We start from the raw sequence: 26,159 nt of genomic DNA, 5'->3' as shown, positions 1-26,159 counted from the left end.
ACGCATCACCTGGCAACGGGTCCGCGGGGCACCAGCCCCGCGGGCCCGTTCCGCGTGCGCGACCTGAGAAGGTAGCGTCACGCCCGAACCTGACAAGGAGGTCAGAGATCGTGCCAACCGAGGCCCCCCTCAGCGCAGCCACCGGCGATCTCGCGGTGCGACTGCGCGGCATCGGCAAGAGATTTCCGGGTGTCATCGCCAACGACGACATCAACATCGACGTGCGCCGGGGCACGATCCACGCCATCGTCGGAGAGAACGGCGCCGGCAAGTCCACGCTGATGAAGATCCTGTACGGCGTCCAGCCGCCCGACTCGGGCACGATCGAGATCAACGGCGCGCAGGTCTCCCTGCACTCTCCGGCCGACGCCATCAAGGCCGGCGTCGGCATGGTGTTCCAGCACTTCATGCTGGCCGACAACCTCACGGTCCTCGAGAACGTCGTCCTCGGCGCCGAGAAGCTCCACGGCATCGGCGCGAAGGCGCGGGCCGAGGTGAAGCGGATCTCCGACGCCTACGGCCTCGGCATCCAGCCCGACCGCCTGGTCGAGGAGCTCGGCGTCGGCGCCCGCCAGCGGGTCGAGATCCTCAAGGTCCTCTACCGCGGCGCACGCATCGTCATCCTCGACGAGCCGACCGCGGTGCTCGTCCCCCAGGAGGTCGACGAGCTGTTCGGCAACCTGCGCGGCCTCAAGGCCGAGGGTCTCAGCGTCATCTTCATCTCCCACAAGCTCGACGAGGTGCTCTCGGTCGCCGACGAGATCACCGTGATCCGGCGCGGCACGACCGTGCAGACCGTCGAGCCGCAGGGCGTCACCGCCCGCCAGCTCGCCGAGCTGATGGTCGGCTCCGAGCTGCCGTCCCCGAGCACCGAGGCGTCCACCGTGACCGACCAGGTGCTGCTCCGCGTCCGCGACCTCGCGCTGCCGAGCGACGAGGGCCGCCCGCTGATCGACTCGATCTCCTTCGAGATCCACCGCGGCGAGGTGCTCGGCATCGCCGGCGTCGAGGGCAACGGCCAGGCCGAGCTCGTCGAGGCGATCATGGGCATGCGCCCGGCCGCGACCGGCCTCATCGAGCTCGCCGGCAACGACCTCTCGAGCCGCTCGACCCGCGAGCGGCGCGAGGACGGCGTCGGCTACATCCCCGAGGACCGCCACCGGCACGGCCTGCTGCTCGACGCCCCCCTGTGGGAGAACCGCATCCTCGGCCACCAGTCCCGTCCGCCGAGCGTCAAGCGCGGCCTGATCGACAAGCGCGGTGCGCGCGCCGACACGCTGCGCATCATCGAGGAGTACGACGTACGCACCCCCGGCCCCGACGTGCTGGCCCGGGCGCTGTCCGGCGGCAACCAGCAGAAGCTGATCGTCGGCCGGGAGATGAGCAGCGAACCGACGCTGCTGATCGCCGCGCACCCGACCCGCGGCGTCGACGTGGGTGCGCAGGCCGCGATCTGGAAGCACATCAAGGACGCGCGCCGCAACGGCCTCGCCGTCCTGCTGATCTCTGCCGACCTCGACGAGCTGATCGGTCTCTCCGACCGCATCGAGGTGATCCTGCGGGGTCGCTTCGTCGGCAGCTTCGACCCGAACGACGTGACCCCCGAGCGGCTCGGCTCCGCGATGACCGGAGCAGGGGAGGAATCCGCATGACCAAGGCACGCCTGACGAGCCTCGGCCTCGGCATCGCGGCCGCGGTGCTCGCGCTGCTGGCCGCCTTCGTGATCACCAGCCTGGTGCTGATCGCCGCCGGCGACCCGGTCGGCGACGTGTGGGGCCAGCTGCTCTCGTGGCCCGAGATGCGCAACTGGGCCAACATCATCAACAACGCCTCGGTGCTGTACCTGTCCGCGCTCGCGGTCGCGGTCGGCTTCCGGATGAACCTGTTCAACATCGGCGTCGACGGCCAGTACCGCGTGGCGGCGTTCACCGCCGCGGTCGTCGCGGGCGAGGCCTGGCTGCCGGGCTACCTCAACACCGCGCTGGCGATCGTCTGCGCGATGGCCGTCGGCGCGATCTGGGCGGGCATCGCGGGTGTCCTGCGTGCCACCCGAGGCGTCAGCGAGGTCATCTCGACGATCATGCTGAACCTCATCGCGACCAGCCTGGTGGCCTACCTCCTGCGCCAGGTCTCCGTGCGCGAGGAGGGCAGCAACGAGATCGGCACCCGCGAGATCCCCGAGGGCAGCCGCATCGGCGGCATCCCGTTCGGCGACTTCGAGATCTACGGCTTCGTCGTCATCGCCGCGCTCGCCGGCCTGGCGTTCTGGTTCGTGCTCAACCGCACCCGCTTCGGCTTCGACCTGCGGGCCACCGGCCGGTCAACGACGGCCGCCGTCGCGAGCGGCATCAGCGTCAAGCGGATGACGATCGCCGCGATGATGATCTCGGGCGCGCTCGCCGGGCTCGTGGGCCTCCCGATCCTCTTCGGAGACTCCTACACCTACGGCTCGACGTTCCAGTCGGGCCTGGGCTTCGCCGGCATCGCGATCGCGCTGCTCGGCCGCAACAACCCGATCGGCATCGCGTTGGGCGCCCTGCTCTGGGCCTACCTCGACGAGCAGTCGAACCCGCTGCAGATCCTCGTCGGCGTCTCGCCCGACATCGTCGCCATCACCCAGGGCGTGATCGTGCTGACCGTCGTCATCTCCTACGAGCTCGTGCGGCGGTACGGCGTGCGGCTCGAGCAGCGGGAGGTCGCGAAGGCCTTGGCTGCCGCCCGCAACGACAAGTCCGAGGGGGTCCCGGCATGACCACCTCGGGCTACACCGAGTCGATCACCGCGGCTCCGCGCGAGCGCCGCCGGCTGCCGCGCTGGTGGTTCGCCGCCGCGCTCGCCGCGGTCCTGCTCGCCCTGTCGATCCTGGAGTCCGTGACCGGCGCCAACGACCTGGTCTCGCGCGGCACCGTCGCCGCGACCCTGATCGCGATCGTCCCGATCATGCTCGCCGGCCTCGGTGGCCTGTGGTCGGAGCGGGCCGGCGTCGTCAACATCGGCCTCGAGGGCATGATGATCCTCGGCACCTGGGGCGCCGGCTACTTCGGCTACCACTACGGCGCCTGGGCCGGTGTCGCCGGGGCCATCGTCATGGGCATGCTCGGCGGCCTCGTGCACGCCGTCGCGACCGTCATCTTCGGCGTCGACCACATCATCTCCGGCGTCGCGATCAACATCATCGCGCTGGGTGCGGTGCAGTACCTCGCCTCGCTGACCTTCGTCGGCCTGCCCGGCGGTGGCCAGACCCAGTCACCGAAGATCCCCGACGTCCAGACGATCAACATCGACTGGATCGGGGATCCACTCGGCGAGCTCGCTGCCAAGGACATCTTCTTCATCTCGCAGCTCGCCGCCACGGCGCAGGCGCTGGTGACCAACCTGTCGCTGCTCGTGGTGCTGGCCATGCTGCTCCTGGTCCTGACCTGGTGGGTGCTGTGGCGCACGTCGTTCGGCCTGCGCCTGCGCTCCTGCGGCGAGAGCCCGTCGGCGGCCGAGTCCCTCGGCGTCCACGTGCTGCGCTACAAGTTCGCGGCTGTGCTCATCTCCGGTGGTCTCGCGGGCCTCGCCGGCGGCTTCCTCGCGATGGTGGCGTCCAGCAACTACCGCGACGGCCAGACCGGTGGTCGCGGCTACATCGGCCTCGCGGCGATGATCTTCGGCAACTGGCGCCCCGGCGGCCTGCTGGCCGGCTCCGGCCTGTTCGGCTACACCGAGACCCTCGGCCTGCGGCAGGGCGGTGACTCCGTGCACGCGCTGCTCCTGGCGCTCGCGGTGCTCGCGATCGCCGCGGCGGTCTGGCAGGCCCGCCAGCAGCAGCAGCAGCGCGCGGCCGTCATCACCGGCCTCGTCGCCGTCGGCCTCGGTGTCCTCTACTTCGTGATCGACGAGGTGCCGGGTGACTTCACGAGCATGACGCCGTACGTCGTGACGCTGCTCGTCCTCGCGTTCGCCTCGCAACGATTGCGGATGCCGGCCGCCGACGGGCAGATCTACCGGAAGGGCAGTGCCGGGTAGTGGGCGCCTCCGCTCCGGACAGCGCCGACGGCTTCGACTGGGATGCGCTCAAGGTGGCCGCCGAGGAGGCGGCCACCCACGCGTACGCGCCGTACTCCCACTTCGCGGTGGGTGCGGCCGCCATGGTCGACGACGGCCGGGTCGTCACGGGCTGCAACGTCGAGAACGCGGCGTACGGCGTGGCGCTGTGCGCGGAGTGCGGGCTCGTCGGCCAGCTGCACATCACCGGTGGCGGGCGACTGACCCACTTCGTCTGCGTCAACGGTGACCGCGAGATCATCATGCCGTGCGGCCGGTGCCGCCAGCTCCTGTTCGAGAACGGTGGTCCCGGGCTGCTCCTGTGGACGGTCTCGGGGCTCAAGACGATGGACGAGGTACTTCCAGATGCGTTCGGTCCCGACGACCTCGATTGACCTGACCGACCCCGACGTCGTCGCCGATCCCTACCCGCACTTCGCCCGCGAGCGGGAGGAGCACGCCGCCACCGGCGGCGTGGCCTGGCACGAGCCGTCGGGCAGCTACCTCACCTTCGCCCACGCGTCGGTCGGCCAGGTGCAGCGCGATCGACGGCTCGGCCGGATCTGGAGGGACAAGGAGCCGCTCGAAAGGCTCGAGCCCTTCAACCTGCTGCACCGCAACCAGATGATGGAGAACGAGCCACCCGAGCACACCCGGCTGCGACGTCCCGTCGCGTCGGCGTTCGCGCGCGGGCACGTCGAGCGGCTGCGGCCGCGCGTCCGCGAGCTCGCGACGTCGCTGCTCGCCGACGTGGACCCCGCCGGCTTCGACGTCATCGCGGCGTACGCCGAGCCGCTGCCCGTGCTCGTCATCGCGGACCTGCTGGGCGTGCCGCGCTCCTACGCGCACGACCTGCGGGACTGGTCGCAGGCGATCGTCCGGATGTACGAGGTCGCGCCGACGCAGCAGACCGTCGACGACGCGGTGCGGGCGGCCACCGACTTCGCCGGCCTCGTGCGCGAACTGGTCGCCGAGCGCCGGGCCGCGCCGGCCGACGACCTGATCACCGACCTGGTCGCGACCGAGCTCACCGAGGACGAGGTCGTCGCCGCGGTGGTGCTGCTGCTCAACGCCGGGCACGAGGCCTCCGTCAACGTCTTCGGCAACGGGCTCGTCGCGATGCTGCGACGCGGGCTGCGCCCCGGGGCCGACGTACCCGCCACCGTCGAGGAGATGCTGCGCTTCGACGCCGCCCTCCAGCTCTTCGATCGCACCGCGACGGAGGACGTCCAGGTCGGTGGCATCGTGGTCGAGCAGGGGCAGAAGATCGCGGCGCTCCTCGGCGCCGCCAACCGCGACCCGGCCGTCTTCGACCAGCCCGACGAGTTCCGCGTCGACCGGACCCCCAACAACCACCTGGCCTTCGGCGTCGGCGTGCACTTCTGCCTCGGGGCCCCGCTCGCACGCATGGAGCTGGCCGAGTCCGTGCCCGTCCTGTTCGACGCCTTCCCAGACCTGGAGCTCTCCGGTGAGCCGGAGAGCCGAGGAACCTTCGTGCTGCGGGGATTCCGCAGCGTGCTCGTGAGAGGAACCCATGCCTGAGAACCACGACGCCGTCGAGGTCATCGCGGCTAAGCGCGACCGTCTCGAGCTGAGCGACAGCCAGATCGACTGGGTGATCGACGCCTACACCCGCGGTGACGTCGCCGACGAGCAGATGGCCGCGCTGGCGATGGCGATCCTGCTCAACGGCATGGACCGGCGCGAGATCTCCCGCTGGACGGCCGCGATGATCGCCTCGGGCGAGCGGATGGACTTCTCGACGCTGTCGCGCCCGACCGCCGACAAGCACTCGACCGGCGGCGTCGGCGACAAGATCACGCTGCCGCTGGCGCCGCTCGTGGCGGCGTGCGGCGTCGCCGTACCCCAGCTGTCCGGGCGCGGCCTCGGCCACACCGGCGGCACGCTCGACAAGCTCGAGTCGATCCCGGGCTGGCGGGCGCTGCTGTCGAACGACGAGATGTTCGCGCAGCTCGAGTCGATCGGTGCGGTGATCTGCGCGGCCGGCGACGGCCTCGCCCCGGCCGACAAGAAGCTCTACGCGCTGCGTGACGTGACCGGCACCGTCGAGGCGATCCCGCTGATCGCGTCGTCGATCATGTCGAAGAAGATCGCCGAGGGCACCGGCGCGCTGGTGCTCGACGTCAAGGTCGGCACCGGCGCCTTCATGAAGTCCGTCGACGCCGCCCGCGAGCTCGCCGAGACCATGGTCGCGCTCGGCCAGGACGCCGGCCTGCACACGGTCGCGCTGCTGACCGACATGTCCACGCCGCTCGGACTCACCGCCGGCAACGCCATCGAGGTGCAGGAGTCGGTCGACGTGCTCGCCGGCGGCGGCCCCGCCGACGTGGTCGAGCTGACCGTGGCGCTGGCCCGCGAGATGCTCGCGGGCGCCGGCCGCGACGACGTCGACCCGGCCGACGCGCTGGCCTCCGGCCGGGCGATGGACGCATGGCGCTCGATGATCTCCGCCCAGGGCGGCGACCCGTCGGCCCCGCTGCCGGTCGCGCGCGAGTCGCACGTCGTCGCCGCGCCCGCCTCGGGCGTGCTGACCCGCCTCGACGCGATGGCGGTCGGCGTGGCCGCGTGGCGCCTCGGCGCGGGCCGGGCCCGCAAGGAGGACCCGGTGCAGGCCGGTGCCGGCGTCGTGTGGCACGCGCGCCCCGGCGACACGGTGACCGAGGGGCAGCCGCTCTTCACGATGCTCACCGACGACGAGCCCCGCTTCGACCGCGCCCTCGCCTCGCTCGACGGCGGCTACGACATCGAGCCAGCGGGTACGCCGTACGAGCCGTTCCCGCTGGTCATCGACCGCATCTCCTGAAGGTCAGGTGAGCAGCAGGACGACGGTCTCGGCGACGCAGGCGGGCTTGTCGACGTCCTCGATCTCGATCGTGTAGCGGATCGTCGCCTGCTTGCCGCTGGGCAGGTCGGCCACGTCGGCGAGGGCGACGTGGGCGCGGATGCGCTTGCCGACCAGCACGGGGTGCGGGAAGCGGACCTTGTTGGTGCCGTAGTTGAGCTTGGCGCCCGGCGTCTCGAAGCTCACCACCTGGCTGCCGAGGTAGGGGACCAGCGACAGGGTCAGGTAGCCGTGGGCGATCGTGCCGCCGAACGGACCCGTCGCGGCCCGCGCGGGATCGACGTGGATCCACTGGTGGTCACCGGTGGCCTCGGCGAACCGGTCCACGCGGTCCTGGTCGATGGTCAGCCAGTCGGACGTGCCGAGCTCGTCGCCCGTGGCGGCCGAGACCTCGTCGAGAGTCGTGAAGACGCGCATGCCCGCCAACGTAGCGGGTCTGGTTGGATTTGCTCATGACGCCCTCCCTCGACCAGGTGCGCCGGGCACCGAAGGTGCTGCTGCACGACCACCTCGACGGCGGACTGCGGCCCCAGACGATCATCGAGCTCGCGGCGGACTGTGGGCACCAGCTGCCCGACGTCGGCGGCGAGATGACCGCGGAGTCGCTGGGACGCTGGTTCGCCGAGGCTGCGGACTCCGGTTCGCTCGAGCGCTATCTCGAGACGTTCGACCACACCGTCGGCGTGATGCAGACCGGTCCGGCGCTCACCCGGGTCGCGCGGGAGTGCGTCGAGGACCTCGCCGCCGACGGTGTGGTGTACGCCGAGATCCGCTACGCGCCCGAGCAGCACGTCGGCACCGGCCTGACGCTCGACGAGGTCGTCGAGGCCGTGCAGACCGGCTTCGACCAGGGCGTCGCCGCCGTGACGTCGGCCGGCGGGCGGATCCTGGTCCGCCAGCTGCTCACCGCGATGCGGCACCAGGCCCGGTCGATGGAGATCGCCGAGCTCGCCGTGGCGTGGCGCGACCGGGGTGTCGCGGGCTTCGACATCGCCGGCGCGGAGGCGGGCTACCCGCCCACCCGGCACCTCGACGCGTTCGAGTACCTCCAGCGGGAGAACTCCCACTTCACGATCCACGCTGGCGAGGCGTTCGGGCTCCCGTCGATCTGGCAGGCCATCCAGTGGTGCGGGGCGGACCGCCTCGGCCACGGCGTACGCATCATCGACGACATCACCGTCGGCGACGACGGATCGGTGGAGCTCGGCCGGCTCGCTGCGTACGTCCGCGACAAGCGCATCCCGCTGGAGATGTGCCCGTGGTCCAACGTGCAGACGGGCGCGGCGGCGTCGATCGCCGAGCACCCGATCGGGCTGCTGAAGAAGCTGCGGTTCCGGGTCACGGTCAACACCGACAACCGGTTGATGAGCAAGACCTCGATGACGCACGAGATGTGGTCGCTCGTCGAGGCCTTCGGCTACGGCCTGCGCGACCTCGAGTGGTTCACCGTCAACGCGATGAAGTCGTCGTTCCTGCCGTTCGACGAGCGGTTCGCGCTGATCCAGGACCACATCAAGCCGGCGTACGCCGCCCTGCGGGAGGAGCCGGTCGCGTGAGGATCCACGAGGTCCCGACCGCCCTGCTGCTCGGCACCGCCGCCGTGCTGCTGGTGGTCGCGGCCGTGCTGGTCCTCAAGGGCCGGGCGGTACGCCGCAGCGCCGAGCGGTTCCGCGGCCGCGCCGTGTCGGCCCGGGCCACCGTCGTCGGGCTCGAGGCCAAGGACCTCAGCCTGGGGACCAGTCCCGACACCCACTACTTCCCGCGCGTCCGCTTCGTGCCCGCCGGCGCGGCCGAGCCGGTCGAGGTGCAGACGCTGACGGCGGTGCCGGCGCCGCCACCGCGGGTGGGCGAGCAGCTCGACGTCGCCTACGACCCCGAGCAGCCCCATCGGGTCGACGTGGCCGCAACGGAGCAGACTGTCGAGGGTGCGGGCCGGACCTGGCTCCTCCTCGCGCGGGCCGTGCTGCTGCTGGCTCTCGGCGTCGCCGCCGCGTGGCTGGTGCTGGTCCTCATCGTCTGGACGTCGTGATGCCGGGCGCGGCCGAGTCGCTCTTCTGGATCGCACTCTGCGCCGTGCTCGCTCCACTGCTGGCCGGGCTGCTGCTCCGCGGCCGGGTGCCCGAGGTCGTGCTGCTGCTCGTGCTCGGCGTGCTGATCGGACCGAACGTGCTCGAGCTCGCCGTCGCCGGCGAGGGCGTCACGATGCTGCGCGAGCTCGGTCTCGGGATGCTCTTCCTGCTAGCCGGCTACGAGATCCAGCTCGGGGAGCTGGTCGGCAGGGGCGGCCGGCGCGCACTCGTCACGTGGCTGGGGTGCTTCGCGGTCGCGCTGCTCCTGATCTTCCTGGTCGGCCTGACCGAGGCCGTCCACGCGGAGGTCGCGGTCGCGATCGCCCTCACCTCGACCGCGCTCGGCACGCTGCTCCCCATCCTCAAGGACGGCGGCCTGCTCGGCACCCGCTTCGGCCGGACGCTGATGAACCACGGCGCCTACGGGGAGCTCGCCCCCGTCGTGGCGATGTCCCTGCTTCTCGGCAGCCGTGGGCTGGTGGCGTCCTCGCTGATCCTCGGCGCGTTCTTCGCGCTCGCGATCGTGCTGCACAGGTTCTCGGCGCGGATCAGCCGGGAGGGCTCGGCCCTGCTCGCCGCCGTACGCCGTGGGGCCGAGTCGTCCGGGCAGACCCAGGTGCGGCTGGTGGTGCTGCTGCTGGTCACGCTCGGCGCGGCCGCCGAGCTGTTCGACCTCGACGTCGTGCTCGGGGCGTTCGCCGCCGGCTTCGTGCTGCGCGGGCTGCTGCCGGAGGGGCACCAGAGCCTGGAGCACAAGCTGGAGGGGCTGGCCTTCGGGTTGCTGATCCCGGTCTTCTTCATCACGTCCGGCATGGCGATCGACCCGCAGGCGGTCGCCGAGGAGCCGGTCGCGCTGGTCGCCTTCGTGGCGCTGATCCTGCTCGTGCGCGGCGGCGGCGTCCTGGTGGCGACCCGCACGCAGCGCGAGGACGGCCGACCGGTGTTCACGGGTCGCGAGAGCACGGCCATGGCGCTCTTCGCCGCGACCGGCCTGCCCATCATCGTCGCCGTCACCTCGGTGGCGGTCAACGCCGGGCAGATGACGACGACCAACGCGTCCGTCCTGGTCGCCGGTGGCGCGCTGACGGTGCTGGTCTGCCCGCTCCTCGGGCAGCGACTGCTGTCGACCGCAGTCACCCGGAACAGGTGAGCCCCCCACCGTCCCGCCAGGTCTAGCGTCGGCGCGACGCCGGGATCAGACCTCGGCAGCGACGCACGTGAGAGAGGACAGCTGTGGACAGCTTCTGGGACTTCTTCTGGTTCACCATCTCCTTCTTCCTGCTCATGGCCTACCTGGTCGTGCTGTTCCAGATCCTCACGGACCTGTTCCGCGACAAGAGCACCAGCGGCTGGATGAAGGCGGTGTGGGTGTTCTTCCTGATCATCTTCCCGCTGATCACCTCGCTGGTGTACCTGATCGCCCGGGGCAAGGACATGACCGAGCGCAACATCCAGTACGCGCGCGCAGCCCAGGCCGACACCGACGCCTACATCCGCTCGGTCTCCGCGGGATCGGGCTCGCCGTCCGACGAGATCGCCCGGGCGAAGGCGCTGCTCGACGCCGGCACCATCGACCAGGCGGAGTACGAGTCGCTCAAGGCGAAGGCGCTCGCCTGACGCCGCTCAGCGCGGCAGCACCGCGAACCAGCGGTGCTTCCAGCCCGACGTGCTGATGGGTGCGAGCACCCCGCGCGCCGGGTCGTAGACCAGCGGCTCCCCGTCGCGCTCGTCGAGGACCAGGACGACGTGGCGGGGCAGCCACCGGCTGCCGAGGTAGACCGGCACCGGCCGGGGCAGCGCGGCGAGGACCTGCGCACGCCGGTAGCGACGCACGCGCCCGCCGAGTCGCCCGGCGATCGCCCACGGCGTCATCCCGAGCGCTCGGGGCCACACGCGGTTGAGCCGGCGGTGCATCGCGAGCACGTCCCGCTCGAAGTTCGGCCACGGCCCCGGCAGCCCCTCCGCCACCACGACGCACGACGGACCGCAGGTGCGGTTGTCGGGCTGCCGTGGCCAGGTGGTCATCGCGAGGCGTCCCGTTCCCGCAGTCTGCTGAGCTCGGCGAAGGCGACGTCGGGCGTCACCGGGCGACAGCCGCGCTCCACCGCGTGCGCCACGACCCGCCGCTGGTCGCGCAGCAGCGCGAGGCCGCGGCGCACCAGCACGAGCGGGGGCTTGCGGCGCTCGCGCAGGTCGCGGGTCAGCCGCCGCCAGAAGGTCACCATCGGGTGCTGGCGCACGCAGTACGCCGCGGCCAGCAGCCCGATGTCGTCGCAGGGGCGGACCACCTCCTGCGCGAAGATCCCCTCGGCCACGAACAGGTCGTGGCCGCCGAGGTCCAGCGTCTGCCAGCCGCAGCGGCCGTTGCGGGGGATGTCGTAGATCGGGACCTCGGCACGTCCGGTCCGGCAGAGCTGGTCGAGCGCGGCCATCGCGTCGTCGAGCAGCCACGACTCCGGGTCGTCCCAGTCGACGATGCCGGAGTTCGCGCCCTCGGTGATGAGCGGGAGGGTGGGGTCGCCGGCGCTCTTGTAGAAGTCGTCGAGCCGGAGCACCGGGAGGCCGATCCGCTCGGCGAGGCGGGACTTGCCTGCCCCCGAGGGGCCGGCAAGGACGATCACACGGGCAGCCAAGGCACCTAGACCCCGATCGGGTGCCAGACGGTCTTGATCTCGAGGAACGCCGTGATCGGCTCGAGACCGGGGTCGAGCGACCAGTCCGGCTCTGCGGCCGGCGCGCGGCGTACCCGCTTGAGGTTGTCGGCCGCCGCGACCTCGAGCTCGGTGGCCAGCGTGGTCTCGCCCGCGATGCCGGTGAGGTCGATGGCGTTGACGTCCATGTGCGCCGCCAGCCACGGAGCGATCGTCGCCGCCGAGCCGGTGAGGATGTTGACCACGCCGCCGGGCACGTCGGAGGTCGCGAGCACCTCGGAGAACGTGACCGCCGGGAGCGGGCGCTCGTACGACGACACGACGACGACGGTGTTGCCGGTGACGATGGCCGGCGCGACGACGCTGACCAGGCCGAGCAGCGAGGAGTGCTGCGGCGCGAGCACCCCGACGACACCGGTCGGCTCGGGCGTCGACAGGTTGAAGAACGGGCCGGCCACCGGGTTGGCGTTGCCGACGACCTGCGTGATCTTGTCGGCCCAGCCGGCGTACCAGACCAGCCGGTCGATGGCCTCGTCGACGACCTTGTCGGCCTTGCCGGCGGCGAGGCCCTCGGACTGGACGACGGCCTGCACGAACTGCGGGCGCCGGTCCTCCATCACCTCGGCGATCCGGTAGAGGATCTGCGCGCGGTTGTACGCCGTGCGGCCGGACCAGCCGACGTACGCCTTGCGCGCGGCCACGACGGCGTCGCGCGCGTCCTTGCGGGAGGCGAGGGAGGCGTTGGCCACGAACTTCCCCTTGCTGTCGGCGACCTCGTAGGAGTGCCCGGACTCCGAGCGCGGGAACGCGCCGCCGATGTAGAGCTTGTAGGTCTTGCGGACGTCGATGCGGCTCATCGCAGGTAGGCCTCCAGACCGTGCCGGCCACCCTCGCGGCCGTAGCCCGACTCCTTGAACCCGCCGAAGGGGCTCGTCGGGTCGAACTTGTTGAACGTGTTGGCCCAGACGACCCCGGCGCGCAGCTGGTTGGCCATGGACAGGATCAGGGAGCCCTTCTCGGTCCAGACGCCGGCCGAGAGGCCGTACGGCGTGTTGTTCGCCTTCTCGACGGCCTCGGACGGCGTGCGGAAGGTCAGCACCGACAGCACCGGTCCGAAGATCTCCTCGCGGGCGATCCGGTGGGCCTGCGAGACGCCGGTGAACAGCGTCGGCGGGAACCAGAAGCCGGTGGTCGGCAGGTCGCAGGCGGGGGACCAGCGGCCGGCGCCCTCGGACTCGCCGATCTCCGACAGCTCACGGATCTTTGCGAGCTGCTCGGCGGAGTTGATGGCGCCGATGTCGGTGTTCTTGTCCAGCGGGTCGCCCACGCGCAGCGTGGACATCCGGCGCTTGAGCTTGGCGAGCAGCTCGTCGGCGACCGACTCCTGGACGAGCAGGCGGGAGCCGGCGCAGCAGACGTGGCCCTGGTTGAAGAAGATGCCGTTGACGATGCCCTCGACGGCCTGGTCGAGCGGCGCGTCGTCGAAGACGACGTTGGCGGCCTTGCCGCCGAGCTCGAGCGTCACCTTCTTGTCGGTGCCGGCGACCGCGCGGGCGATCGCCTTGCCGACGTCGGTGGAGCCGGTGAAGGCGACCTTGTCGACGCCCGCGTGGCCGACCAGCGCCTGGCCGGTCGCACCCGCACCGGTGATGATGTTGACGACGCCCGGCGGGAGGTCGGCCTGCTGGCAGATCTCGGCGAAGAGCAGCGCGGTCAGCGGCGTGGTCTCGGCCGGCTTGAGGACGACCGTGTTGCCGCAGGCGAGGGCCGGGGCGATCTTCCACGCCAGCATCAGCAGCGGGAAGTTCCACGGGATCACCTGGCCGGCGACACCCAGCGGCTGCGGGTCGGCCCCGCGCCCGGCGTACTCGAGCTTGTCGGCCCAGCCGGCGTAGTAGAAGAAGTGCGCGGCGACGGTCGGGACGTCGACGTCGCGCGACTCCTTGATCGGCTTGCCGTTGTCGAGCGACTCCAGCACGGCCAGCTCGCGGCTGCGCTCCTGGATGATGCGGGCGATCCGGTAGAGGTACTTGGCGCGCTCGCGGCCCGGCATCGGCCCCCAGACCTTCTCGTAGGCCTTGCGGGCGGCCTTCACGGCCGTGTCGACGTCGGACTCGTCGGCCTCGGCGACCTCGGCCAGGACCTCCTCGGTCGCCGGGCTGATCGTCTTGAAGCTCTTGCCGTGGCCGTCGACGAACTCGCCGTTGATGAAGAGGCCGTACGACGGCTTGATGTCGACGATGCTCCGGGACTCGGGAGCGGGTGCGTACTCGAATGCGCTCATCAGGGATCAGTCCAGCGTGAAGTAGTCGGGGCCGCTGTAGCGGCCGGTCCTCATCTTGGTGCGCTGCATCAGCAGGTCGTTGAGCAGCGTGGAGGCGCCGAAGCGGAACCAGTCGGGGTCGAGCCAGTCCGGGCCGGCGACCTCGTTGACCATCACGAGGTACTTGATGGCGTCCTTGGCCGTGCGGATGCCGCCCGCGGGCTTCACGCCGATCATGGTGCCGGTCTGCTCGCGGTAGTCGCGGACCGCCTCGAGCATGATCATCGTGACCGGCAGCGTCGCGGCCGGCTGCACCTTGCCCGTGGAGGTCTTGATGAAGTCGGCGCCGGCCATCATGGCGAGCCAGCTCGCCCGGCGTACGTTGTCGTAGGTCTGGAGCTCGCCGGTCTCGAAGATGACCTTCAGGTGCGCGTCGTTGCCGTCGGGCCGCGCGCAGGCCTGCTTGGTCGCGACGATCTCGTCGAAGACCTGCTGGTAGCGGCCGGACAGGAAGGCGCCGCGGTCGATGACCATGTCGATCTCGTCGGCCCCCGCCTCGACCGCGTCGCGGGTGTCGGCCAGCTTGATGTCGAGCGCGGCGCGCCCGCTGGGGAACGCCGTCGCGACCGCGGCGACGTGGACGCCGGAGTCGCCCAGGGTGTCCTTCACGGTCGCGACCATGTCGGGGTAGACGCAGACGGCCGCGACGGACGGGCAGGTCGGGTCGGCCGGGTCGGGGCGCATCGCCTTCGACGCCAGCGCGCGCACCTTGCCGGGCGTGTCCTGGCCCTCCAGCGTGGTCAGGTCGACCATGCGGATCGCGAGGTCGAGCGCGAACTCCTTCGCGCTGGTCTTGATCGAACGCGTCCCGAGGCCGGCCGCGCGGGCCTCGGCGCCGACCTGGTCGACGCCGGGCAGTCCGTGCAGGAACCGCCGCAGCGAGGCCTCCGACCGAGTCGCGTCCTCGAGACCTGGGTCGGGGATGGTGGAAGTACCGCTCACCGACCCAGCATAGGGTTGGCCGAGCCCAGCGACACAACCGGGAAGAGCAGGCGATGACCGAGCAGGACGACGACGCGGTCGTCGAGCGCTTCCAGCCCACCAGCGGGCGCCTCAGCGGCTTCCTCGGGCTGCTTCTCGCGGGCGTCGTGCTCGTCCTCGCGGTCTACGCCTGGGACGGCGGCACGCCGCTCGGCATCGCGATCGCCGCCCTCCTCGGGGGTGTGCTGGTGTGGGCCGCGCTGCTGCGCCCGGCGCTCTGGGCGACCCGGCGCGACCTCGTCATGCGGGGCATGTTCCACACCGACCGGGTGCCGCTCGCTGCCATCGACCGGGTGGTCGTCACGCAGGTGCTGACGGTCGTCGTGGGCGAGCGCAAGCTGATCTCGCCGGTCGTCGGCTACTCGCTGCGCCAGCTCACCAAGGGCCGCGCCCGCATCCGGGCCGCGGCCGAGGAGGCACCGGACCCGCAGTCCGCCGCCCCGCCCGAGACCCGCTTCCAGCAGGCGTTCGCCGAGTCGCGGATCACCCACCTGGCCGGGGCCGCCCGCGAGAGCGCCGGCATCCGCCAGGGCTCACCCGAGCAACAGGCCCTGGCGGCCGACGTGCGCCGCACCTGGGCCGTCCCCGAGCTCACCGCCGCCGCTCTCCTGGTGGTGGCGTTCGTGGTCTGGCTGTTCGTGCACTGAGCGCGATGGTCAGATCCCGGCGGCGGCCTTGATGCCGGCGCGCAGAGCGTCGAGGCGGCCGGCGGCGGCGATCCGGGCGGCGTCGACCCCGTCCTCCGGGTCGACCGGCACGACCACCTCGAGGTAGCACTTGAGCTTGGGCTCGGTGCCGCTCGGGCGCACGATGACGCGCGCGCCGTCGGCGAGCCGGTAGCGCAGCCCGTCGGTCGGCGGCAGGTCGGCGCTGCCCTCGATGAGGTCGTCGATGCGCTCGACCGCGAGGCCGCCGAGCTCGGTCGGGGGGTGCTTGCGGAGGCGGGACATGGCGGCCGCGATCTCGTCGAGGTCGGTGACCCGCACCGAGAGCTGGTCGGTCGCGTGCAGGCCGTGGGCGAGCGCGATGTCGTCGAGGAGGTCGACGAGCGTGCGTCCGGCGGCCTTCGCGCCGGCGGCGAGCTCGCAGAGCAGCAGCAGCGCGGAGACGCCGTCCTTGTCCTTCACGTGCTCGGGGTCGACGCAGTAGCCGAGCGCCTCCTCGTAGCCGAACGCCAGGCCCTCGACCCTGCTGATCCACTTGAAGCCGGTCAGGGTCTCGGCGTACGGCCGGCCTGCCGCGGCGGCGAGCTTCCCGAGCAGGCTGGACGAGACGATGCTGCACGCGTAGGTGCCGTGCTTGCCCTTCTGCAGCAGCGCGTGCGCCAGGAGCGCGCCGACCTCGTCGCCGTGGAGCATCCGCCAGCCGTGCGGCCCCGGCACCGCGGCCGCGCAGCGGTCGGCGTCGGGGTCGTTGGCGACGATCAGGTCGGCGCCGCGGCGCTCGGCGAGCGCCATCGCGAGGTCCATCGCCCCGGCCTCCTCCGGGTTGGGGAAGGCCACGGTCGGGAACTCCGGGTCGGGGTGCTCCTGCTGCTCGACCACCGCCGGCGCGCTGAAGCCCGCGGCCTCCAGGACCCGCTCGACCGTCGTGCCCCCGACGCCGTGCAGCGGCGTGTAGACGATGTCGAGGTCGCGTGGCCCGTCGTCGGCGAGCGCGGCTGTCGTGTCGAGGTAGCTGTCGACGATCTCCTCGCCGAGCACGATGCCGGCGTTGCCACGCGGAACGTCAGCGACGCGACCGACGGCGGCGATCCGCTCGGCGATCCCGGTGTCGGCGGGCGGCACGATCTGGCTGCCGTCGCCGAGGTAGACCTTGTAGCCGTTGTCGCGCGGCGGGTTGTGGCTCGCCGTGACCATGACGCCCGCGGCGCAGCCGAGCTCGCGGATCGCGAACGCGAGGACCGGCGTGGGCAGCGGACGAGGGAGGACGTACGCCGTGAAGCCCGCGCCCGTCATCACCTCCGCGGTGTCGCGCGCGAAGACGTCGGAGTTGTGCCGCGCGTCGTACCCGATCACGACGGAGCCGTGCGAGTGCCCCGTGTCGCGCAGGTAGGCGGCCAGCCCGGCCGCGGCCCGGGTCACGACGACGCGGTTCATCCGGTTGGGTCCGGCGCCGAGCTCGCCGCGGAGCCCCGCGGTGCCGAACTCGAGCGTGCCGTCGAAGCGGTCGGCCAGGTCGGCGGCGTCCCCGCCGGCCTCGACGTCGGCGAGCACCGCCTCGAGCTCGGCACGGGTCTGCGGGTCGGGATCGTCGGCGGCCCAGGCCCGAGCGGCGGCGAGGAGGTCGTCGGTCATGGAAGGCACCATACGAGGGTGAGAGCCACCTTCCGCTTCCGGGACAGCTGGGAGATCGCCGCGTCGCCGGAGGAGGTGCACGCCGTGCTCGTCGACCTCGAGCACTACCCCTCGTGGTGGCCGCAGGTCGTGGCCGTCGCGTCGCTGGGGCCCGACGACGCGCGCGTGCTCTGCCGTTCGGTGCTGCCGTACACGCTCGACCTGGTGCTGCACGCCGTCTCGCGCGCAGGCGACCGGCTCGAGGTCGGCGTCTCGGGCGACCTCACCGGGTCGGTGTGCTTCGCGCTCACGCCCCTGGCGCGGGGCACGCGTCTGGACTTCGACCAGGAGGTCAGCGTGCGGGGGTGGCTGGCGGCTGCGTCGCACCCGATGGGTCCGCTGCTGCGCTGGAACCACGAGCGGATGATGCGGGGCTGCCGCGAGGGACTTCGCGCTCGTCTCGCCTGATCACGCCCAGCACGAGGAGCCCCTGTGCGACGACGTACGTCGCCATCACCCACACGCTGTGGGCAGGCAGCTCCAGGCTCGAGAACGCCTCGATCGCGATCAGTCCGTCGGAGACCAGGAAGAACGCACCGCCGACCCAGGCCAGCGGGTGCACGCCGGTCGCGAGCACGGCCATCGTGCCGAGCGCCGCGCCGTAGACCACGACGGCGGGGGCGAGGCCGCCCGCCTCCGGCAGGCAGGCGCCGACCAGGGCGAGCGTCACGACGACGTACGCCGCGAGCCATCCCGGCCGCCCGCGCAGGATGCTCTCGTCGCGGTACGGGCGGAACGCCGCGATGTAGCAACCCTGCGCGACGAGGAAGAACGCGACCATCACGATGAACGCGGCGTCGCCGTCGAGGAGGCGCGGCGCGGAGTCGCCCAGCCACGAGGCGCCGAGCGCCGCCGCCGTCAGGCGCACCAGCCGGGAACGCTCGGCGGGCCGTTCGACCAGCAGCGCCCCCGCCAGAACCGGCATCAGCAGCACCTGCAGGGCTCCGGCCAGCACGTCGGCGTCGACGCCGACCGCGGTCACCTGGACGATGCCGACGGCGGCGTAGGCGCCGAGCACGGCGCGGGTGCGGGGCTGCGTCACGTCGCGCACCCTAGCCGCCGGCGCCGGTCAGCTGATGCAGAACTCGTTGCCCTCCGGGTCCTGCATCACGGCGGAGTACGAGTTGTCGTCGATGGTGGTGCGCAGCACGGTCGCGCCCTGCTGGACCACCCGGTCGATGGTCTCCTGGACGGCGCGCTTGCGCTCCTCCGTCGGGGGTCGCGTCCGGTCGGGGCCAGCGGGGTAGACGTCGAGGTGCAGACGGTTCTTGGTGACGGTCTTGCCCTCCGGCACGATCTGGAACCAGATCGTCGGGCCCTCGCCCGTCGGGTCGTGGAGGCGGTCGCAGTAGTCGGGCCCGATGTCGGCGAGCTCCTCCTCGGGCACCCCGACCGAGAGGTACCAGTCGCGCCAGGACCCATGGCCCGCGGGCGGCGGCTGCGGCTCGTAGCCGAGGAGCGGCGCCCAGAACTGGGCGAGCCGTTCGGGGTCGTTGGCGTCGATGGTGAGGTTCCAGGTGACCATGCCCGTCACCGTAGGCGCCGCCGCCGACAGTCGGCCGAGGAGTCAGTCGGCGCGTCGGTCGAAGGCCGGGCGGAGGGCGGTGGTGGCCCAGCTGCCGCCGACGTACGCCGCCTCCTCGTCGTCGCCCGGCCGCCCCGCGATCGCGGTGGCGAACGACTCGGCGTCGTCCTGCGGCTCGAAGCCGAGCGCGCGGCCGGGCGCCAGGTCCCACCAGCCGCGCGTGTTGACCGAGATGCCGTAGACGATCGCGAAGCCGGGCGTGGCCGCGGTGAGCGCGGCCTCGACCATCCGCACGCAGTCGTCGGGGGAGAGCCAGGTGGCCAGGTGGCGCTGCGTCTCGGGCCGCTCGCGGAAGGAGCCGATCCGGCACGCGATCGCGTCGATCCCGTGGCGGTCGGCGTACAGGCTCAGCAGCGTCTCGGCCGCGACCTTCGCGACGCCGTAGAAGGAGTCGGGGCGCGGCCGCGTGTCCGCGTCGACGACGTCGTGGCGTGGCGTCAGGCCCACGGCGTGGTTGGAGGAGGCGTAGACGATGCGTCGTACGTCGTGCTCGACCATCGCGTCGAGGAGCGCGGCGGTCGTGACGGTGTGCGAGGTGAGCGCGGTGCCGAGGTCGCTCGAGCCCGCGTAGCCGGCCAGGTGGACGACGGCGTCGAGCCGCTCCTGCGCGAACGCGGCGCCGACTGCGTCGGGGTCGGCGCAGTCGAGCGTGTGCCAGGTGCCGTCCCACCCGTCGGGGACGGGACGCCGATCGAGCCCGACGACGTCGTGGCCGCGGGTGGTCAGGCCGGCGGTGACGACCCGGCCGATGTTGCCGGCGGCTCCGGTGACGAGGACCTTCACGCTCAGGGAGCGTACGCCTCGAGGTTCTCGCCCAGCTCGGCGAACAGGTCCTGGTTGAGGCGGAAGGCGTGCTTGACCTCGGCGACGATCAGGCTCTGCTGTGCGGCGTCCATGCCGAGCCCGTCGAGGCGGGCGCGGTACCCGTCCTTGTAGACCTTCGGCTTGGCGATGTCGGGGAAGTCGTAGAAGGCGATCCCGCTGCCGTCGAGCTCGAAGGTGCGGTCGAGGATCCGCCCGATGGCCTGGCCGCCGGAGAGGTCGCCGAGGTAGCGCGTGTAGTGGTGGGCGACGAGCAGCGCGGGCCACTCGGCGGCGGCCGCGGCGAGCCGCTGCCGGTAGGCGTCCGCGGCGGGGGAGTCGACCGTGCGCGGACGCTCGGGGGCCCAGTGGTCGAGGTCGGCGTCGATCGCGTCGAGCCGCTCGAGGGCGGTGTCGTGCACGGCGGCGACGGCCGGGTCGTCGCGGTGCGTGCGGACCTGCTCCTCCATCGTCGCGTAGACGCCGCGCAGGCGGAGCAGGTAGTCGGCGTACCCATGCTCGCTCACGCGGCCGGCGAGCAGCTCGGACATGAACGTCGAGTCCTCCGCCGCTTGGTGCTCCGCGGCGGAGCCCTCCCGCATGGCGGTCGACAGTCGCACGTCGGTCATCAGATGCGCGGGACGACCCGTCCGAGCAGGTCGCCCATCCGCGACGCGGCGGCCCGACCGGCCTCGAGGACCTCCTCGTGGTTGAGCGGCTGGTCGCTGATGCCGGCGGCGAGGTTGGTGACCAGGCTGATGCCGAGCACCTCCATGCCGGCCTCGCGGGCGGCGATGGCCTCGAGGGTGGTGCTCATGCCGACCAGGTGGCCGCCGAGGACGCCGGCCATCCGGACCTCGGCCGGGGTCTCGTAGTGGGGGCCGGGGAACTGGACGTAGACGCCCTCGTCGAGGCTCGGGTCCACCTCGCGGCACAGCGCGCGCAGCCGCGAGCTGTAGAGGTCGGTGAGGTCGACGAACGTCGCGCCGACGATGGGGCTCCGGCCGGTGAGGTTGATGTGGTCGGAGATCAGCACCGGGGTGCCCGGCGTCCACGTCTCCTTGAGACCACCGCAGCCGTTGGTGAGCACGATCGCGCGGCACCCGGCCCGCGCCGCCGTACGCACGCCGTGCACGACGGCCTCGACGCCCTTGCCCTCGTAGAAGTGCGTGCGGCTCAGGAATACCAGCAGGTTCTTGTCGCCGGCGCGGATCGACCGGATCTTGCCGGAGTGCCCGGCGACGGCGGCCGCGCCGAACCCGGGCAGGTCCGTGGTGGCGATCTCGGCGGTGGCCTCGCCGAGCGCGTCGACGGCCGGCAGCCAGCCCGAGCCCAGCACGAGTGCCACGTCGTGGCGCTCGACGCCGGTCAGCTCGGCGAGGCGCAGGGCGGCCTCGCCGGCGAGGTCGTAGGGGGACTCGGGTGCAGCAGCGTGGGTCACGCGGGCGACTCTAATGGCGACCCCGCGCGGGGTCGGAATCCGGCACGATGACGTCATGATCGACCACCTCGGCATCAACTGCTCCGACCTCGAGGCCGCTGCGGCCTTCTACGACCGGGTCCTCGGCACGCTCGGGTTCCGGCGGATCCTCGACTACGAGGTCGCGATCGGGTACGGCGCGGACAAACCGGACTTCTGGATCGGCCGCCAGCCGCCCGAGGGCCCGGCCTCCGGCCCCAACCGCGAGATCCACGTCGCCTTCCAGGCCGAGAGCGCCGACGCCGTACGCGCGTTCTTCGACGCCGCCGTCTCGCTCGGCGCCGAGGTGCTCCACGAGCCGCGCCACTGGCCGGAGTACCACGACCACTACTTCGGCGCCTTCGTGCGCGACCCCGACGGCAACAACGTCGAGGCGGTCTGCCACACGGTGCCGCCTGCGGCGTAGCCCTACAACCCGGTCGAGCGGCAGGGGCGGTTGCGGAGGGCGGCGACGTAGTCGGCGGGGGCGTCGGCGGCCTCGGCGGCGTCGGCGAGGACGCCGAGGTACGACGCGGACGGCAGCCCGCCCTCGTAGGCGTCGAGGACGTAGGTCCAGGCGACGACCGACCCGGTCATCGTGGCGACGCGCACCTTCATCTTCCGGTAGAGGCCCAGGTCCGCGGCCTCCCAGCCGTCGAGGTCCGCCTCGTCCTCGCGGGTGACGTCGTAGACGGCGACGAAGACCTGCTCGAGCGGGTCCTCGACCAGGGTGGAGAGCGCGCCGTCCCAGCCGTGCTCCTCGCCGCCGAACGTGAGCCGCCATCCCTGCAGCCAGCCGACGGTCGACAGCGGGGAGTGGGGGCAGCGCTCGCCCATCCGTGCGGGATCGAGGTTCGTCCCGTAGGCGGCGTAGAGCGTCACGGCTGCAGACTAGTGGAGCGATTGAGGGTGGCCTGCCTCACGTCAGTAGGCTGGCGGCCGTGAGCACCCACTTCGACACCCTCGTCCTCGGCGCCGGACCCGGTGGGTACGTCGCCGCGATCCGCGCCGCCCAGCTCGGCCAGTCCGTCGCCGTCATCGAGGAGAAGTACTGGGGAGGTGTCTGCCTCAACGTCGGCTGCATCCCGTCGAAGGCGCTGCTGCGCAACGCGGAGATCGCCCACATCATCACGAAGGAGAAGGACACCTTCGGGATCAGTGGCGACGCGAGCATGGACTTCGGCATCACGCACAAGCGCAGCCGCGGCGTCGCCGAGGCCAGCGCCAAGGGCGTGCACTACCTGATGAAGAAGAACAAGATCACCGAGATCGACGGCTGGGGCACCATCAAGGGCGCCAACGAGGTCGAGGTCGACAAGGACGGCAACAAGACGTCCTACACGTTCGACAACCTCATCGTCGCGACCGGCGCGAAGGTCCGGATGCTGCCGGGCATGAGCGCGAGCGAGAACGTCGTGACCTACGAGGAGCAGATCCTCGACAGCAACCTCCCGAGCAGCGTCATCATCGGCGGCTCCGGCGCGATCGGCGTCGAGTTCGCCTACGTGCTCACGAACTTCGGCGTCGACGTCACCATCGTCGAGTTCCTCGACCGGATGGTCCCGACCGAGGACGCCGACGTCTCCAAGGAGCTGCTCAAGCAGTACAAGAAGCTCGGCGTGAAGGTGCTGCTCTCGACCCGGGTCGACCAGGTCGAGGACACCGGTAGCGGCGTCCGGGTCACGGTCACCGACCTCAAGAACGACTCGCAGCAGGTGCTCGAGGCCGACCGCATGCTCGCGGCCTTCGGCTTCGCCCCGCGGGTCGAGGGCTACGGCCTCGAGAACGCCGGCGTCCAGCTCACCGACCGCGGCGCGATCGGCGTCGACGCCCGCGGCCGCACCAACGTGCCGAACATCTACGCGATCGGCGACGTCACCGGCAAGCTCATGCTCGCCCACACCGCCGAGGCCATGGGCGTCGTCGCGGCCGAGACCATCGCCGGCGCCGAGACCGTCGAGATCAACTTCGACATGATCCCGCGCGCGACGTTCTGCCAGCCGCAGATCGCGTCGTTCGGCTACTCCGAGGCCCAGGCCAAGGAGAAGGGGTACGACGTGAAGGTGGCGACGTTCCCGTTCTCCGCCAACGGCAAGGCCCGCGGCATGGCCGAGGGCGTCGGGTTCGTGAAGATCGTCGCGGACGCGGAGTACAACGAGATCGTCGGAGCCCACATGATCGGCCCCGAGGTCACGGAGCTGCTGCCGGCACTCACCCTGGCCCAGCAGTGGGACCTCACCGCCGACGAGGTCGCGCGCAACATCTTCGCCCACCCGACGCTGTCGGAGGCGATGAAGGAGGCCGTCGAGGGCATCGCCGGCCACATGATCAACCTCTGATGAGCAGCGAACGCGTCGTCATCATCGGGGGCGGCCCCGGAGGCTACGAGGCCGCTCACGTGGCCGCGCAGCTCGGCGCCGAGGTCACGATCGTCGACACCGACGGCCTGGGCGGCTCGGCGGTCCTCACCGACTGCGTGCCGAGCAAGACGCTCATCGCCACGGCCGAGGTGATGAGCGAGCTCGGCGAGGCGGCCGAGCTCGGCGTGAACTTCCACGACGCCGAGGGCGACGCGGCCACGTCGATCCGGGTCGACCTGGCCCGGGTCAACACCCGGGTCAAGCAGCTCGCGGCCGACCAGTCCGCCGACATCGAGCGCCGGCTCACCCGCGACGGCGTCACCGTCGTCAAGGGGCGCGGCAGCCTGGCCGGGCCCGACCGCGTCGTCGCGCAGCTCGACGACGGCACCGAGCAGATGCTGCGCGCCGACGCCGTGCTCATCGCGACCGGGGCCGCGCCGCGCACCTTGCCGGGCGCCCAGCCCGACGGCGAGCGGATCCTCACCTGGGAGCAGGTCTACGACCTGACCGAGACGCCGACCGAGCTCATCGTCGTGGGCTCCGGCGTCACCGGCGCCGAGTTCGCCAGCGCCTACCTCAACCTCGGCATCCCGGTCACGCTGGTCTCCAGCCGCGACCGCGTACTGCCCGGGGAGGACGCCGACGCCGCCAAGGTGCTCGAGGACGTGCTCACCCGCCGCGGCATGAACGTGCTGTCGAAGTCGCGCATGGAGTCGGTCTCCCGCGACGGCGACGTCGTGACGGTGACCCTCACCGACGGCCGGACGGTGCAGGGATCCCACTGCATCCTCGCCCTCGGCTCGGTGCCCAACACCGCCGACATGGGCCTCGAGGAGGCCGGCGTCATCCTCAAGGACGGCGGCTTCGTCAACGTCGACCGGGTCTCCCGCACCTCCGCACGGGGCGTGTACGCCGCCGGCGACTGCACCGGCGTGCTCATGCTCGCCAGCGTCGCGGCCATGCAGGGCCGCATCGCGATGTGGCACTTCCTCGGCGACGCCGTGCACCCGCTCGACCTGAAGAAGGTCTCGTCGAACGTCTTCACCGCGCCCGAGATCGCCACCGTCGGCTGGTCGCAGCAGGCCGTCGACGCGGGGGAGATCCACGCCGAGGTCGTGATCCTCCCGCTGTCGGGCAACCCGCGCGCGAAGATGCAGGGCGTTCGCGACGGCTTCGTGAAGCTGCTCTGCCGGCCCGGCACCGGCGGCATCGTCGGCGGCGTCGTCGTCGGACCGCGGGCGAGCGAGCTGATCCACCCCGTCTCGATCGCGGTCGCCGAGTCGCTGACGGCCGACCAGCTGGCCCAGGCGTTCACGGTCTACCCGTCGATGAGTGGATCGCTCGCGGAAGCCGCGCGTCGACTGCACCGCGTCTGAGCACCCGAACTCAGGCGGCTGCTTGCGGCCCTCGGCTAGCCTGACCGCTCCGTCCGCTTCCTCGGGAGGTTCGATGCCGATCCGGCGCGCAGTCGTCGCCCTGTCCGTCTCGGTGGCCCTGGCCGCCACCGCCGCACCGGCCACCGCCGACCCGGCGAAGCCCGACCGGCGCAAGCTCGACAGCGTCACGATCACGACGGTCGGCAACGGCCACGGCAAGGGCCTCTCGCAGTACGGCGCCCGCAACCGTGCCAACGCCGGGCAGGGCTGGCGCGAGATCGTGCGCCACTACTACCCGGGCACGAAGTGGGGCACCGCGGGCGGCAAGATCCGGATCCAGATCACGGGCGACACGTCCCGCGACGTGGTCGTGATCGCACGGCCCGGCCTGAAGCTGCACTCCCTCGGCAACGGCCGCACCTGGCGGCTGCCGGCGAAGGTCCGCGGCAAGCAGGTGAAGGCCTGGAAGATCCAGCCCGCAGGGCACCGCTCGAAGGTCTCGTTCAAGACCGGCGGCTGGCACGGCTGGCGCACCGCGCGCGGCGACGCCGAGTTCACCGCGGGCGGCCAGCCGATCGAGCTGAATACCCCGGGCGGCCGGGCGTCGTACCGCGGCAGCCTGCGCTCGACGTCGATGAACGACTCCGGCAGCAGCCGCGACACCGTCAACGTCCTCTCGCTCGAGGCCTACCTGCGCGGCGTCGTCGCCCAGGAGGTGCCGGCCGAGTGGCCGCGCCACGCCGTGCGCTCCCAGGCGGTCGCGGCCCGCACGTACGCCGCCTTCGAGCGCCGTGACAACAGGCACGACGCCTACGACCTGTGCGACACCGACGCCTGCCAGGTCTACGGCGGCGTCGACGAGGAGCACTCGCTCTCCGACCAGGCCATCAGGGCCACGGCGCGCAAGGTCGTGACGTACGACGGCCGCCCGGCCTTCGCCCAGTTCTCCGCGAGCAACGGCGGCTGGAGCGTGGACGGCGGCCGCCCGTACCTCCGCGCGGAGGAGGACACCTTCGACCAGGGCGTGCCCGGCGAGGACCCGGAGGCCACGACGTTCAGCGCCTCCGACATCACCCGGAACTGGCCCGACATCGGTGACCTCGTGTCGATCGAGGTCACGGGTCGCGACGGCCGGGGCGCCTTCGGCGGCCGGGCCCTGGAGCTCACGGTGACCGGCACCGGCGCCACCCACACGGTCTCCGGCGACGACTTCCGGGACTGGATGGGCCTGCGGTCGACCCTGCTGCAAATTACATAAGTGTAGTTCGCAGGTTCACATTACGGGGCCGATCTGGCCGTGGTGCGATGTGTCGTCACATTCGCACC

General features: G+C 71.8%; 29 protein-coding genes. 16 read left to right on the top strand and 13 right to left on the bottom strand.

The window, feature by feature from the left end:
* Nucleotides 1–110: 110 nt before the first annotated feature.
* Genes ACFQQI_RS12770 through ACFQQI_RS12745 form a run of 6 tightly spaced genes read left to right on the top strand, consistent with a single transcriptional unit; the run spans nt 111 to nt 6,853 of the window.
* Nucleotides 111–1,652: an ABC transporter ATP-binding protein gene (locus ACFQQI_RS12770; protein WP_378563531.1), complete on the top strand. Its 1,542-nt coding sequence runs from the start codon at nt 111–113 to the stop codon at nt 1,650–1,652.
* Complete coding sequence (locus ACFQQI_RS12765) at nt 1,649–2,752, top strand: ABC transporter permease (RefSeq protein WP_378563528.1); 1,104 nt, start codon at nt 1,649–1,651, stop codon at nt 2,750–2,752. The genes ACFQQI_RS12770 and ACFQQI_RS12765 overlap by 4 nt, the downstream gene beginning before the upstream one ends.
* Nucleotides 2,749–4,011, top strand: coding sequence for an ABC transporter permease (locus ACFQQI_RS12760; RefSeq protein ID WP_378563525.1), 1,263 nt, complete (start codon nt 2,749–2,751; stop codon nt 4,009–4,011). The genes ACFQQI_RS12765 and ACFQQI_RS12760 overlap by 4 nt, the downstream gene beginning before the upstream one ends.
* Nucleotides 4,011–4,424, top strand: a complete 414-nt coding sequence (locus ACFQQI_RS12755; RefSeq protein ID WP_378563522.1) for a cytidine deaminase — start codon at nt 4,011–4,013, stop codon at nt 4,422–4,424. Before ACFQQI_RS12760 ends, ACFQQI_RS12755 begins: the two co-directional genes overlap by 1 nt.
* Complete coding sequence (locus ACFQQI_RS12750; protein ID WP_378563519.1) at nt 4,396–5,571, top strand: cytochrome P450; 1,176 nt, start codon at nt 4,396–4,398, stop codon at nt 5,569–5,571. The genes ACFQQI_RS12755 and ACFQQI_RS12750 overlap by 29 nt, the downstream gene beginning before the upstream one ends.
* A complete protein-coding gene (locus ACFQQI_RS12745) occupies nt 5,564–6,853 on the top strand; it encodes a thymidine phosphorylase (RefSeq protein ID WP_378563516.1) in 1,290 nt (429 codons plus the stop codon). Before ACFQQI_RS12750 ends, ACFQQI_RS12745 begins: the two co-directional genes overlap by 8 nt.
* A gap of 3 nt (nt 6,854–6,856) precedes the next feature.
* On the opposite strand, the gene ACFQQI_RS12740 is transcribed toward ACFQQI_RS12745, so the two are convergent.
* A complete protein-coding gene (locus ACFQQI_RS12740) occupies nt 6,857–7,309 on the bottom strand; it encodes a MaoC family dehydratase (RefSeq protein WP_378563513.1) in 453 nt (150 codons plus the stop codon).
* 35 nt (nt 7,310–7,344) lie between these two features.
* Between ACFQQI_RS12740 and ACFQQI_RS12735 the strand changes: the two genes are divergently transcribed.
* The 4 genes from ACFQQI_RS12735 (at nt 7,345) to ACFQQI_RS12720 (ending at nt 10,578) form a co-directional block, all read left to right on the top strand.
* Nucleotides 7,345–8,448: an adenosine deaminase gene (locus tag ACFQQI_RS12735; RefSeq protein WP_378563510.1), complete on the top strand. Its 1,104-nt coding sequence runs from the start codon at nt 7,345–7,347 to the stop codon at nt 8,446–8,448.
* Nucleotides 8,445–8,921: a DUF3592 domain-containing protein gene (locus ACFQQI_RS12730; RefSeq protein ID WP_378563507.1), complete on the top strand. Its 477-nt coding sequence runs from the start codon at nt 8,445–8,447 to the stop codon at nt 8,919–8,921. Before ACFQQI_RS12735 ends, ACFQQI_RS12730 begins: the two co-directional genes overlap by 4 nt.
* Nucleotides 8,921–10,111 carry a cation:proton antiporter gene (locus ACFQQI_RS12725; RefSeq protein WP_378563504.1) on the top strand — a complete coding sequence of 397 codons (1,191 nt, stop codon included), beginning with the start codon at nt 8,921–8,923 and terminating at the stop codon, nt 10,109–10,111. Before ACFQQI_RS12730 ends, ACFQQI_RS12725 begins: the two co-directional genes overlap by 1 nt.
* An 83-nt stretch (nt 10,112–10,194) precedes the next feature.
* Nucleotides 10,195–10,578, top strand: a complete 384-nt coding sequence (locus tag ACFQQI_RS12720) for a PLDc N-terminal domain-containing protein (protein ID WP_378563501.1) — start codon at nt 10,195–10,197, stop codon at nt 10,576–10,578.
* A gap of 6 nt (nt 10,579–10,584) precedes the next feature.
* Here the strand turns inward: ACFQQI_RS12720 and ACFQQI_RS12715 are convergent, their stop codons facing one another.
* The 5 genes from ACFQQI_RS12715 to deoC are packed head-to-tail and all read right to left on the bottom strand — an operon-like array spanning nt 10,585 to nt 14,877.
* Complete coding sequence (locus ACFQQI_RS12715; RefSeq protein ID WP_378563498.1) at nt 10,585–10,986, bottom strand: hypothetical protein; 402 nt, start codon at nt 10,984–10,986, stop codon at nt 10,585–10,587.
* On the bottom strand, nt 10,983–11,582 hold the full coding sequence (locus ACFQQI_RS12710; RefSeq protein ID WP_378563495.1) for an ATP-binding protein: 600 nt from the start codon (nt 11,580–11,582) through the stop codon (nt 10,983–10,985). Before ACFQQI_RS12710 ends, ACFQQI_RS12715 begins: the two co-directional genes overlap by 4 nt.
* Nucleotides 11,583–11,599: 17 nt before the next feature.
* On the bottom strand, nt 11,600–12,469 hold the full coding sequence (locus ACFQQI_RS12705) for an aldehyde dehydrogenase family protein (RefSeq protein ID WP_378563492.1): 870 nt from the start codon (nt 12,467–12,469) through the stop codon (nt 11,600–11,602).
* Entirely contained in the window at nt 12,466–13,896 is a 1,431-nt protein-coding gene (locus ACFQQI_RS12700; protein ID WP_378563489.1) for an aldehyde dehydrogenase family protein, read from the bottom strand. Before ACFQQI_RS12700 ends, ACFQQI_RS12705 begins: the two co-directional genes overlap by 4 nt.
* Before the next feature lie 6 nt (nt 13,897–13,902).
* Nucleotides 13,903–14,877 carry a deoxyribose-phosphate aldolase gene (gene deoC, locus ACFQQI_RS12695; protein WP_378563486.1) on the bottom strand — a complete coding sequence of 325 codons (975 nt, stop codon included), beginning with the start codon at nt 14,875–14,877 and terminating at the stop codon, nt 13,903–13,905.
* 53 nt (nt 14,878–14,930) lie between these two features.
* Between deoC and ACFQQI_RS12690 the strand changes: the two genes are divergently transcribed.
* The gene (locus ACFQQI_RS12690) at nt 14,931–15,563 is read left to right on the top strand and encodes a hypothetical protein (protein ID WP_378563483.1); all 633 of its coding nucleotides are present in this window, start codon (nt 14,931–14,933) and stop codon (nt 15,561–15,563) included.
* A gap of 9 nt (nt 15,564–15,572) precedes the next feature.
* On the opposite strand, the gene ACFQQI_RS12685 is transcribed toward ACFQQI_RS12690, so the two are convergent.
* The gene (locus ACFQQI_RS12685; RefSeq protein ID WP_378563479.1) at nt 15,573–17,213 is read right to left on the bottom strand and encodes a phospho-sugar mutase; all 1,641 of its coding nucleotides are present in this window, start codon (nt 17,211–17,213) and stop codon (nt 15,573–15,575) included.
* Between the two features lie 18 nt (nt 17,214–17,231).
* Between ACFQQI_RS12685 and ACFQQI_RS12680 the strand changes: the two genes are divergently transcribed.
* Complete coding sequence (locus tag ACFQQI_RS12680) at nt 17,232–17,660, top strand: SRPBCC family protein (RefSeq protein WP_378563476.1); 429 nt, start codon at nt 17,232–17,234, stop codon at nt 17,658–17,660.
* Here ACFQQI_RS12680 and ACFQQI_RS12675 read toward each other — a convergent pair.
* Genes ACFQQI_RS12675 through ACFQQI_RS12655 form a run of 5 tightly spaced genes read right to left on the bottom strand, consistent with a single transcriptional unit; the run spans nt 17,545 to nt 21,079 of the window.
* Nucleotides 17,545–18,294, bottom strand: a complete 750-nt coding sequence (locus ACFQQI_RS12675) for a lysoplasmalogenase (RefSeq protein ID WP_378563473.1) — start codon at nt 18,292–18,294, stop codon at nt 17,545–17,547. The two genes, ACFQQI_RS12680 and ACFQQI_RS12675, sit on opposite strands and share 116 nt — an antisense overlap.
* Nucleotides 18,295–18,321: 27 nt before the next feature.
* Entirely contained in the window at nt 18,322–18,777 is a 456-nt protein-coding gene (locus ACFQQI_RS12670; RefSeq protein WP_378563470.1) for a VOC family protein, read from the bottom strand.
* A 42-nt stretch (nt 18,778–18,819) separates the two neighbouring features.
* Nucleotides 18,820–19,620, bottom strand: a complete 801-nt coding sequence (locus tag ACFQQI_RS12665; protein WP_378563467.1) for an NAD-dependent epimerase/dehydratase family protein — start codon at nt 19,618–19,620, stop codon at nt 18,820–18,822.
* Nucleotides 19,621–19,622: 2 nt separating this feature from the next.
* Nucleotides 19,623–20,267 carry a heme oxygenase (biliverdin-producing) gene (locus ACFQQI_RS12660; protein WP_378563464.1) on the bottom strand — a complete coding sequence of 215 codons (645 nt, stop codon included), beginning with the start codon at nt 20,265–20,267 and terminating at the stop codon, nt 19,623–19,625.
* Nucleotides 20,267–21,079: a purine-nucleoside phosphorylase gene (locus ACFQQI_RS12655; RefSeq protein ID WP_378563461.1), complete on the bottom strand. Its 813-nt coding sequence runs from the start codon at nt 21,077–21,079 to the stop codon at nt 20,267–20,269. The genes ACFQQI_RS12660 and ACFQQI_RS12655 overlap by 1 nt, the downstream gene beginning before the upstream one ends.
* Before the next feature lie 55 nt (nt 21,080–21,134).
* On the opposite strand from ACFQQI_RS12655, the gene ACFQQI_RS12650 reads away from it, so the two are divergent.
* Nucleotides 21,135–21,524: a VOC family protein gene (locus ACFQQI_RS12650; RefSeq protein ID WP_378563458.1), complete on the top strand. Its 390-nt coding sequence runs from the start codon at nt 21,135–21,137 to the stop codon at nt 21,522–21,524.
* Nucleotides 21,525–21,526: 2 nt separating this feature from the next.
* On the opposite strand, the gene ACFQQI_RS12645 is transcribed toward ACFQQI_RS12650, so the two are convergent.
* Nucleotides 21,527–21,979: a gamma-glutamylcyclotransferase gene (locus ACFQQI_RS12645; protein ID WP_378563455.1), complete on the bottom strand. Its 453-nt coding sequence runs from the start codon at nt 21,977–21,979 to the stop codon at nt 21,527–21,529.
* A gap of 59 nt (nt 21,980–22,038) precedes the next feature.
* Between ACFQQI_RS12645 and lpdA the strand changes: the two genes are divergently transcribed.
* The 3 genes from lpdA (at nt 22,039) to ACFQQI_RS12630 (ending at nt 26,091) form a co-directional block, all read left to right on the top strand.
* Nucleotides 22,039–23,436 (top strand): dihydrolipoyl dehydrogenase, encoded by a 1,398-nt coding sequence (gene lpdA / locus ACFQQI_RS12640; protein ID WP_378563452.1) that lies wholly within the window; start codon nt 22,039–22,041, stop codon nt 23,434–23,436.
* The gene (locus ACFQQI_RS12635; protein WP_378563449.1) at nt 23,436–24,833 is read left to right on the top strand and encodes an NAD(P)H-quinone dehydrogenase; all 1,398 of its coding nucleotides are present in this window, start codon (nt 23,436–23,438) and stop codon (nt 24,831–24,833) included. Before lpdA ends, ACFQQI_RS12635 begins: the two co-directional genes overlap by 1 nt.
* Nucleotides 24,834–24,906: 73 nt before the next feature.
* Nucleotides 24,907–26,091 carry a SpoIID/LytB domain-containing protein gene (locus ACFQQI_RS12630; protein ID WP_378563446.1) on the top strand — a complete coding sequence of 395 codons (1,185 nt, stop codon included), beginning with the start codon at nt 24,907–24,909 and terminating at the stop codon, nt 26,089–26,091.
* The last annotated feature ends 68 nt before the right edge of the window (nt 26,092–26,159 follow it).

Source organism: Nocardioides sp. GCM10030259 (assembly GCF_042666375.1).
In the GTDB taxonomy this organism is placed as follows: Bacteria; Actinomycetota; Actinomycetes; order Propionibacteriales; family Nocardioidaceae; genus Nocardioides.
This window is presented reverse-complemented; position numbering and strand designations above follow the sequence as displayed.

Excerpts from the sequence above, each read along its gene's own strand:
- ACFQQI_RS12765 (WP_378563528.1), top strand. The coding sequence starts at position 1,649 with ATGACCAAGGCACGCCTGACGAGCCTCGGCCTCGGCATCGCGGCCGCG.
- ACFQQI_RS12760 (WP_378563525.1), top strand. The coding sequence starts at position 2,749 with ATGACCACCTCGGGCTACACCGAGTCGATCACCGCGGCTCCGCGCGAG.
- ACFQQI_RS12750 (WP_378563519.1), top strand. The coding sequence starts at position 4,396 with ATGCGTTCGGTCCCGACGACCTCGATTGACCTGACCGACCCCGACGTC.
- ACFQQI_RS12745 (WP_378563516.1), top strand. The coding sequence starts at position 5,564 with ATGCCTGAGAACCACGACGCCGTCGAGGTCATCGCGGCTAAGCGCGAC.
- ACFQQI_RS12740 (WP_378563513.1), bottom strand. The coding sequence starts at position 7,309 with ATGCGCGTCTTCACGACTCTCGACGAGGTCTCGGCCGCCACGGGCGAC.
- ACFQQI_RS12735 (WP_378563510.1), top strand. The coding sequence starts at position 7,345 with ATGACGCCCTCCCTCGACCAGGTGCGCCGGGCACCGAAGGTGCTGCTG.
- ACFQQI_RS12725 (WP_378563504.1), top strand. The coding sequence starts at position 8,921 with ATGCCGGGCGCGGCCGAGTCGCTCTTCTGGATCGCACTCTGCGCCGTG.
- ACFQQI_RS12715 (WP_378563498.1), bottom strand. The coding sequence starts at position 10,986 with ATGACCACCTGGCCACGGCAGCCCGACAACCGCACCTGCGGTCCGTCG.
- ACFQQI_RS12705 (WP_378563492.1), bottom strand. The coding sequence starts at position 12,469 with ATGAGCCGCATCGACGTCCGCAAGACCTACAAGCTCTACATCGGCGGC.
- ACFQQI_RS12700 (WP_378563489.1), bottom strand. The coding sequence starts at position 13,896 with ATGAGCGCATTCGAGTACGCACCCGCTCCCGAGTCCCGGAGCATCGTC.
- ACFQQI_RS12690 (WP_378563483.1), top strand. The coding sequence starts at position 14,931 with ATGACCGAGCAGGACGACGACGCGGTCGTCGAGCGCTTCCAGCCCACC.
- ACFQQI_RS12685 (WP_378563479.1), bottom strand. The coding sequence starts at position 17,213 with ATGACCGACGACCTCCTCGCCGCCGCTCGGGCCTGGGCCGCCGACGAT.
- ACFQQI_RS12670 (WP_378563470.1), bottom strand. The coding sequence starts at position 18,777 with ATGGTCACCTGGAACCTCACCATCGACGCCAACGACCCCGAACGGCTC.
- ACFQQI_RS12660 (WP_378563464.1), bottom strand. The coding sequence starts at position 20,267 with ATGACCGACGTGCGACTGTCGACCGCCATGCGGGAGGGCTCCGCCGCG.
- ACFQQI_RS12650 (WP_378563458.1), top strand. The coding sequence starts at position 21,135 with ATGATCGACCACCTCGGCATCAACTGCTCCGACCTCGAGGCCGCTGCG.
- ACFQQI_RS12635 (WP_378563449.1), top strand. The coding sequence starts at position 23,436 with ATGAGCAGCGAACGCGTCGTCATCATCGGGGGCGGCCCCGGAGGCTAC.
- ACFQQI_RS12630 (WP_378563446.1), top strand. The coding sequence starts at position 24,907 with ATGCCGATCCGGCGCGCAGTCGTCGCCCTGTCCGTCTCGGTGGCCCTG.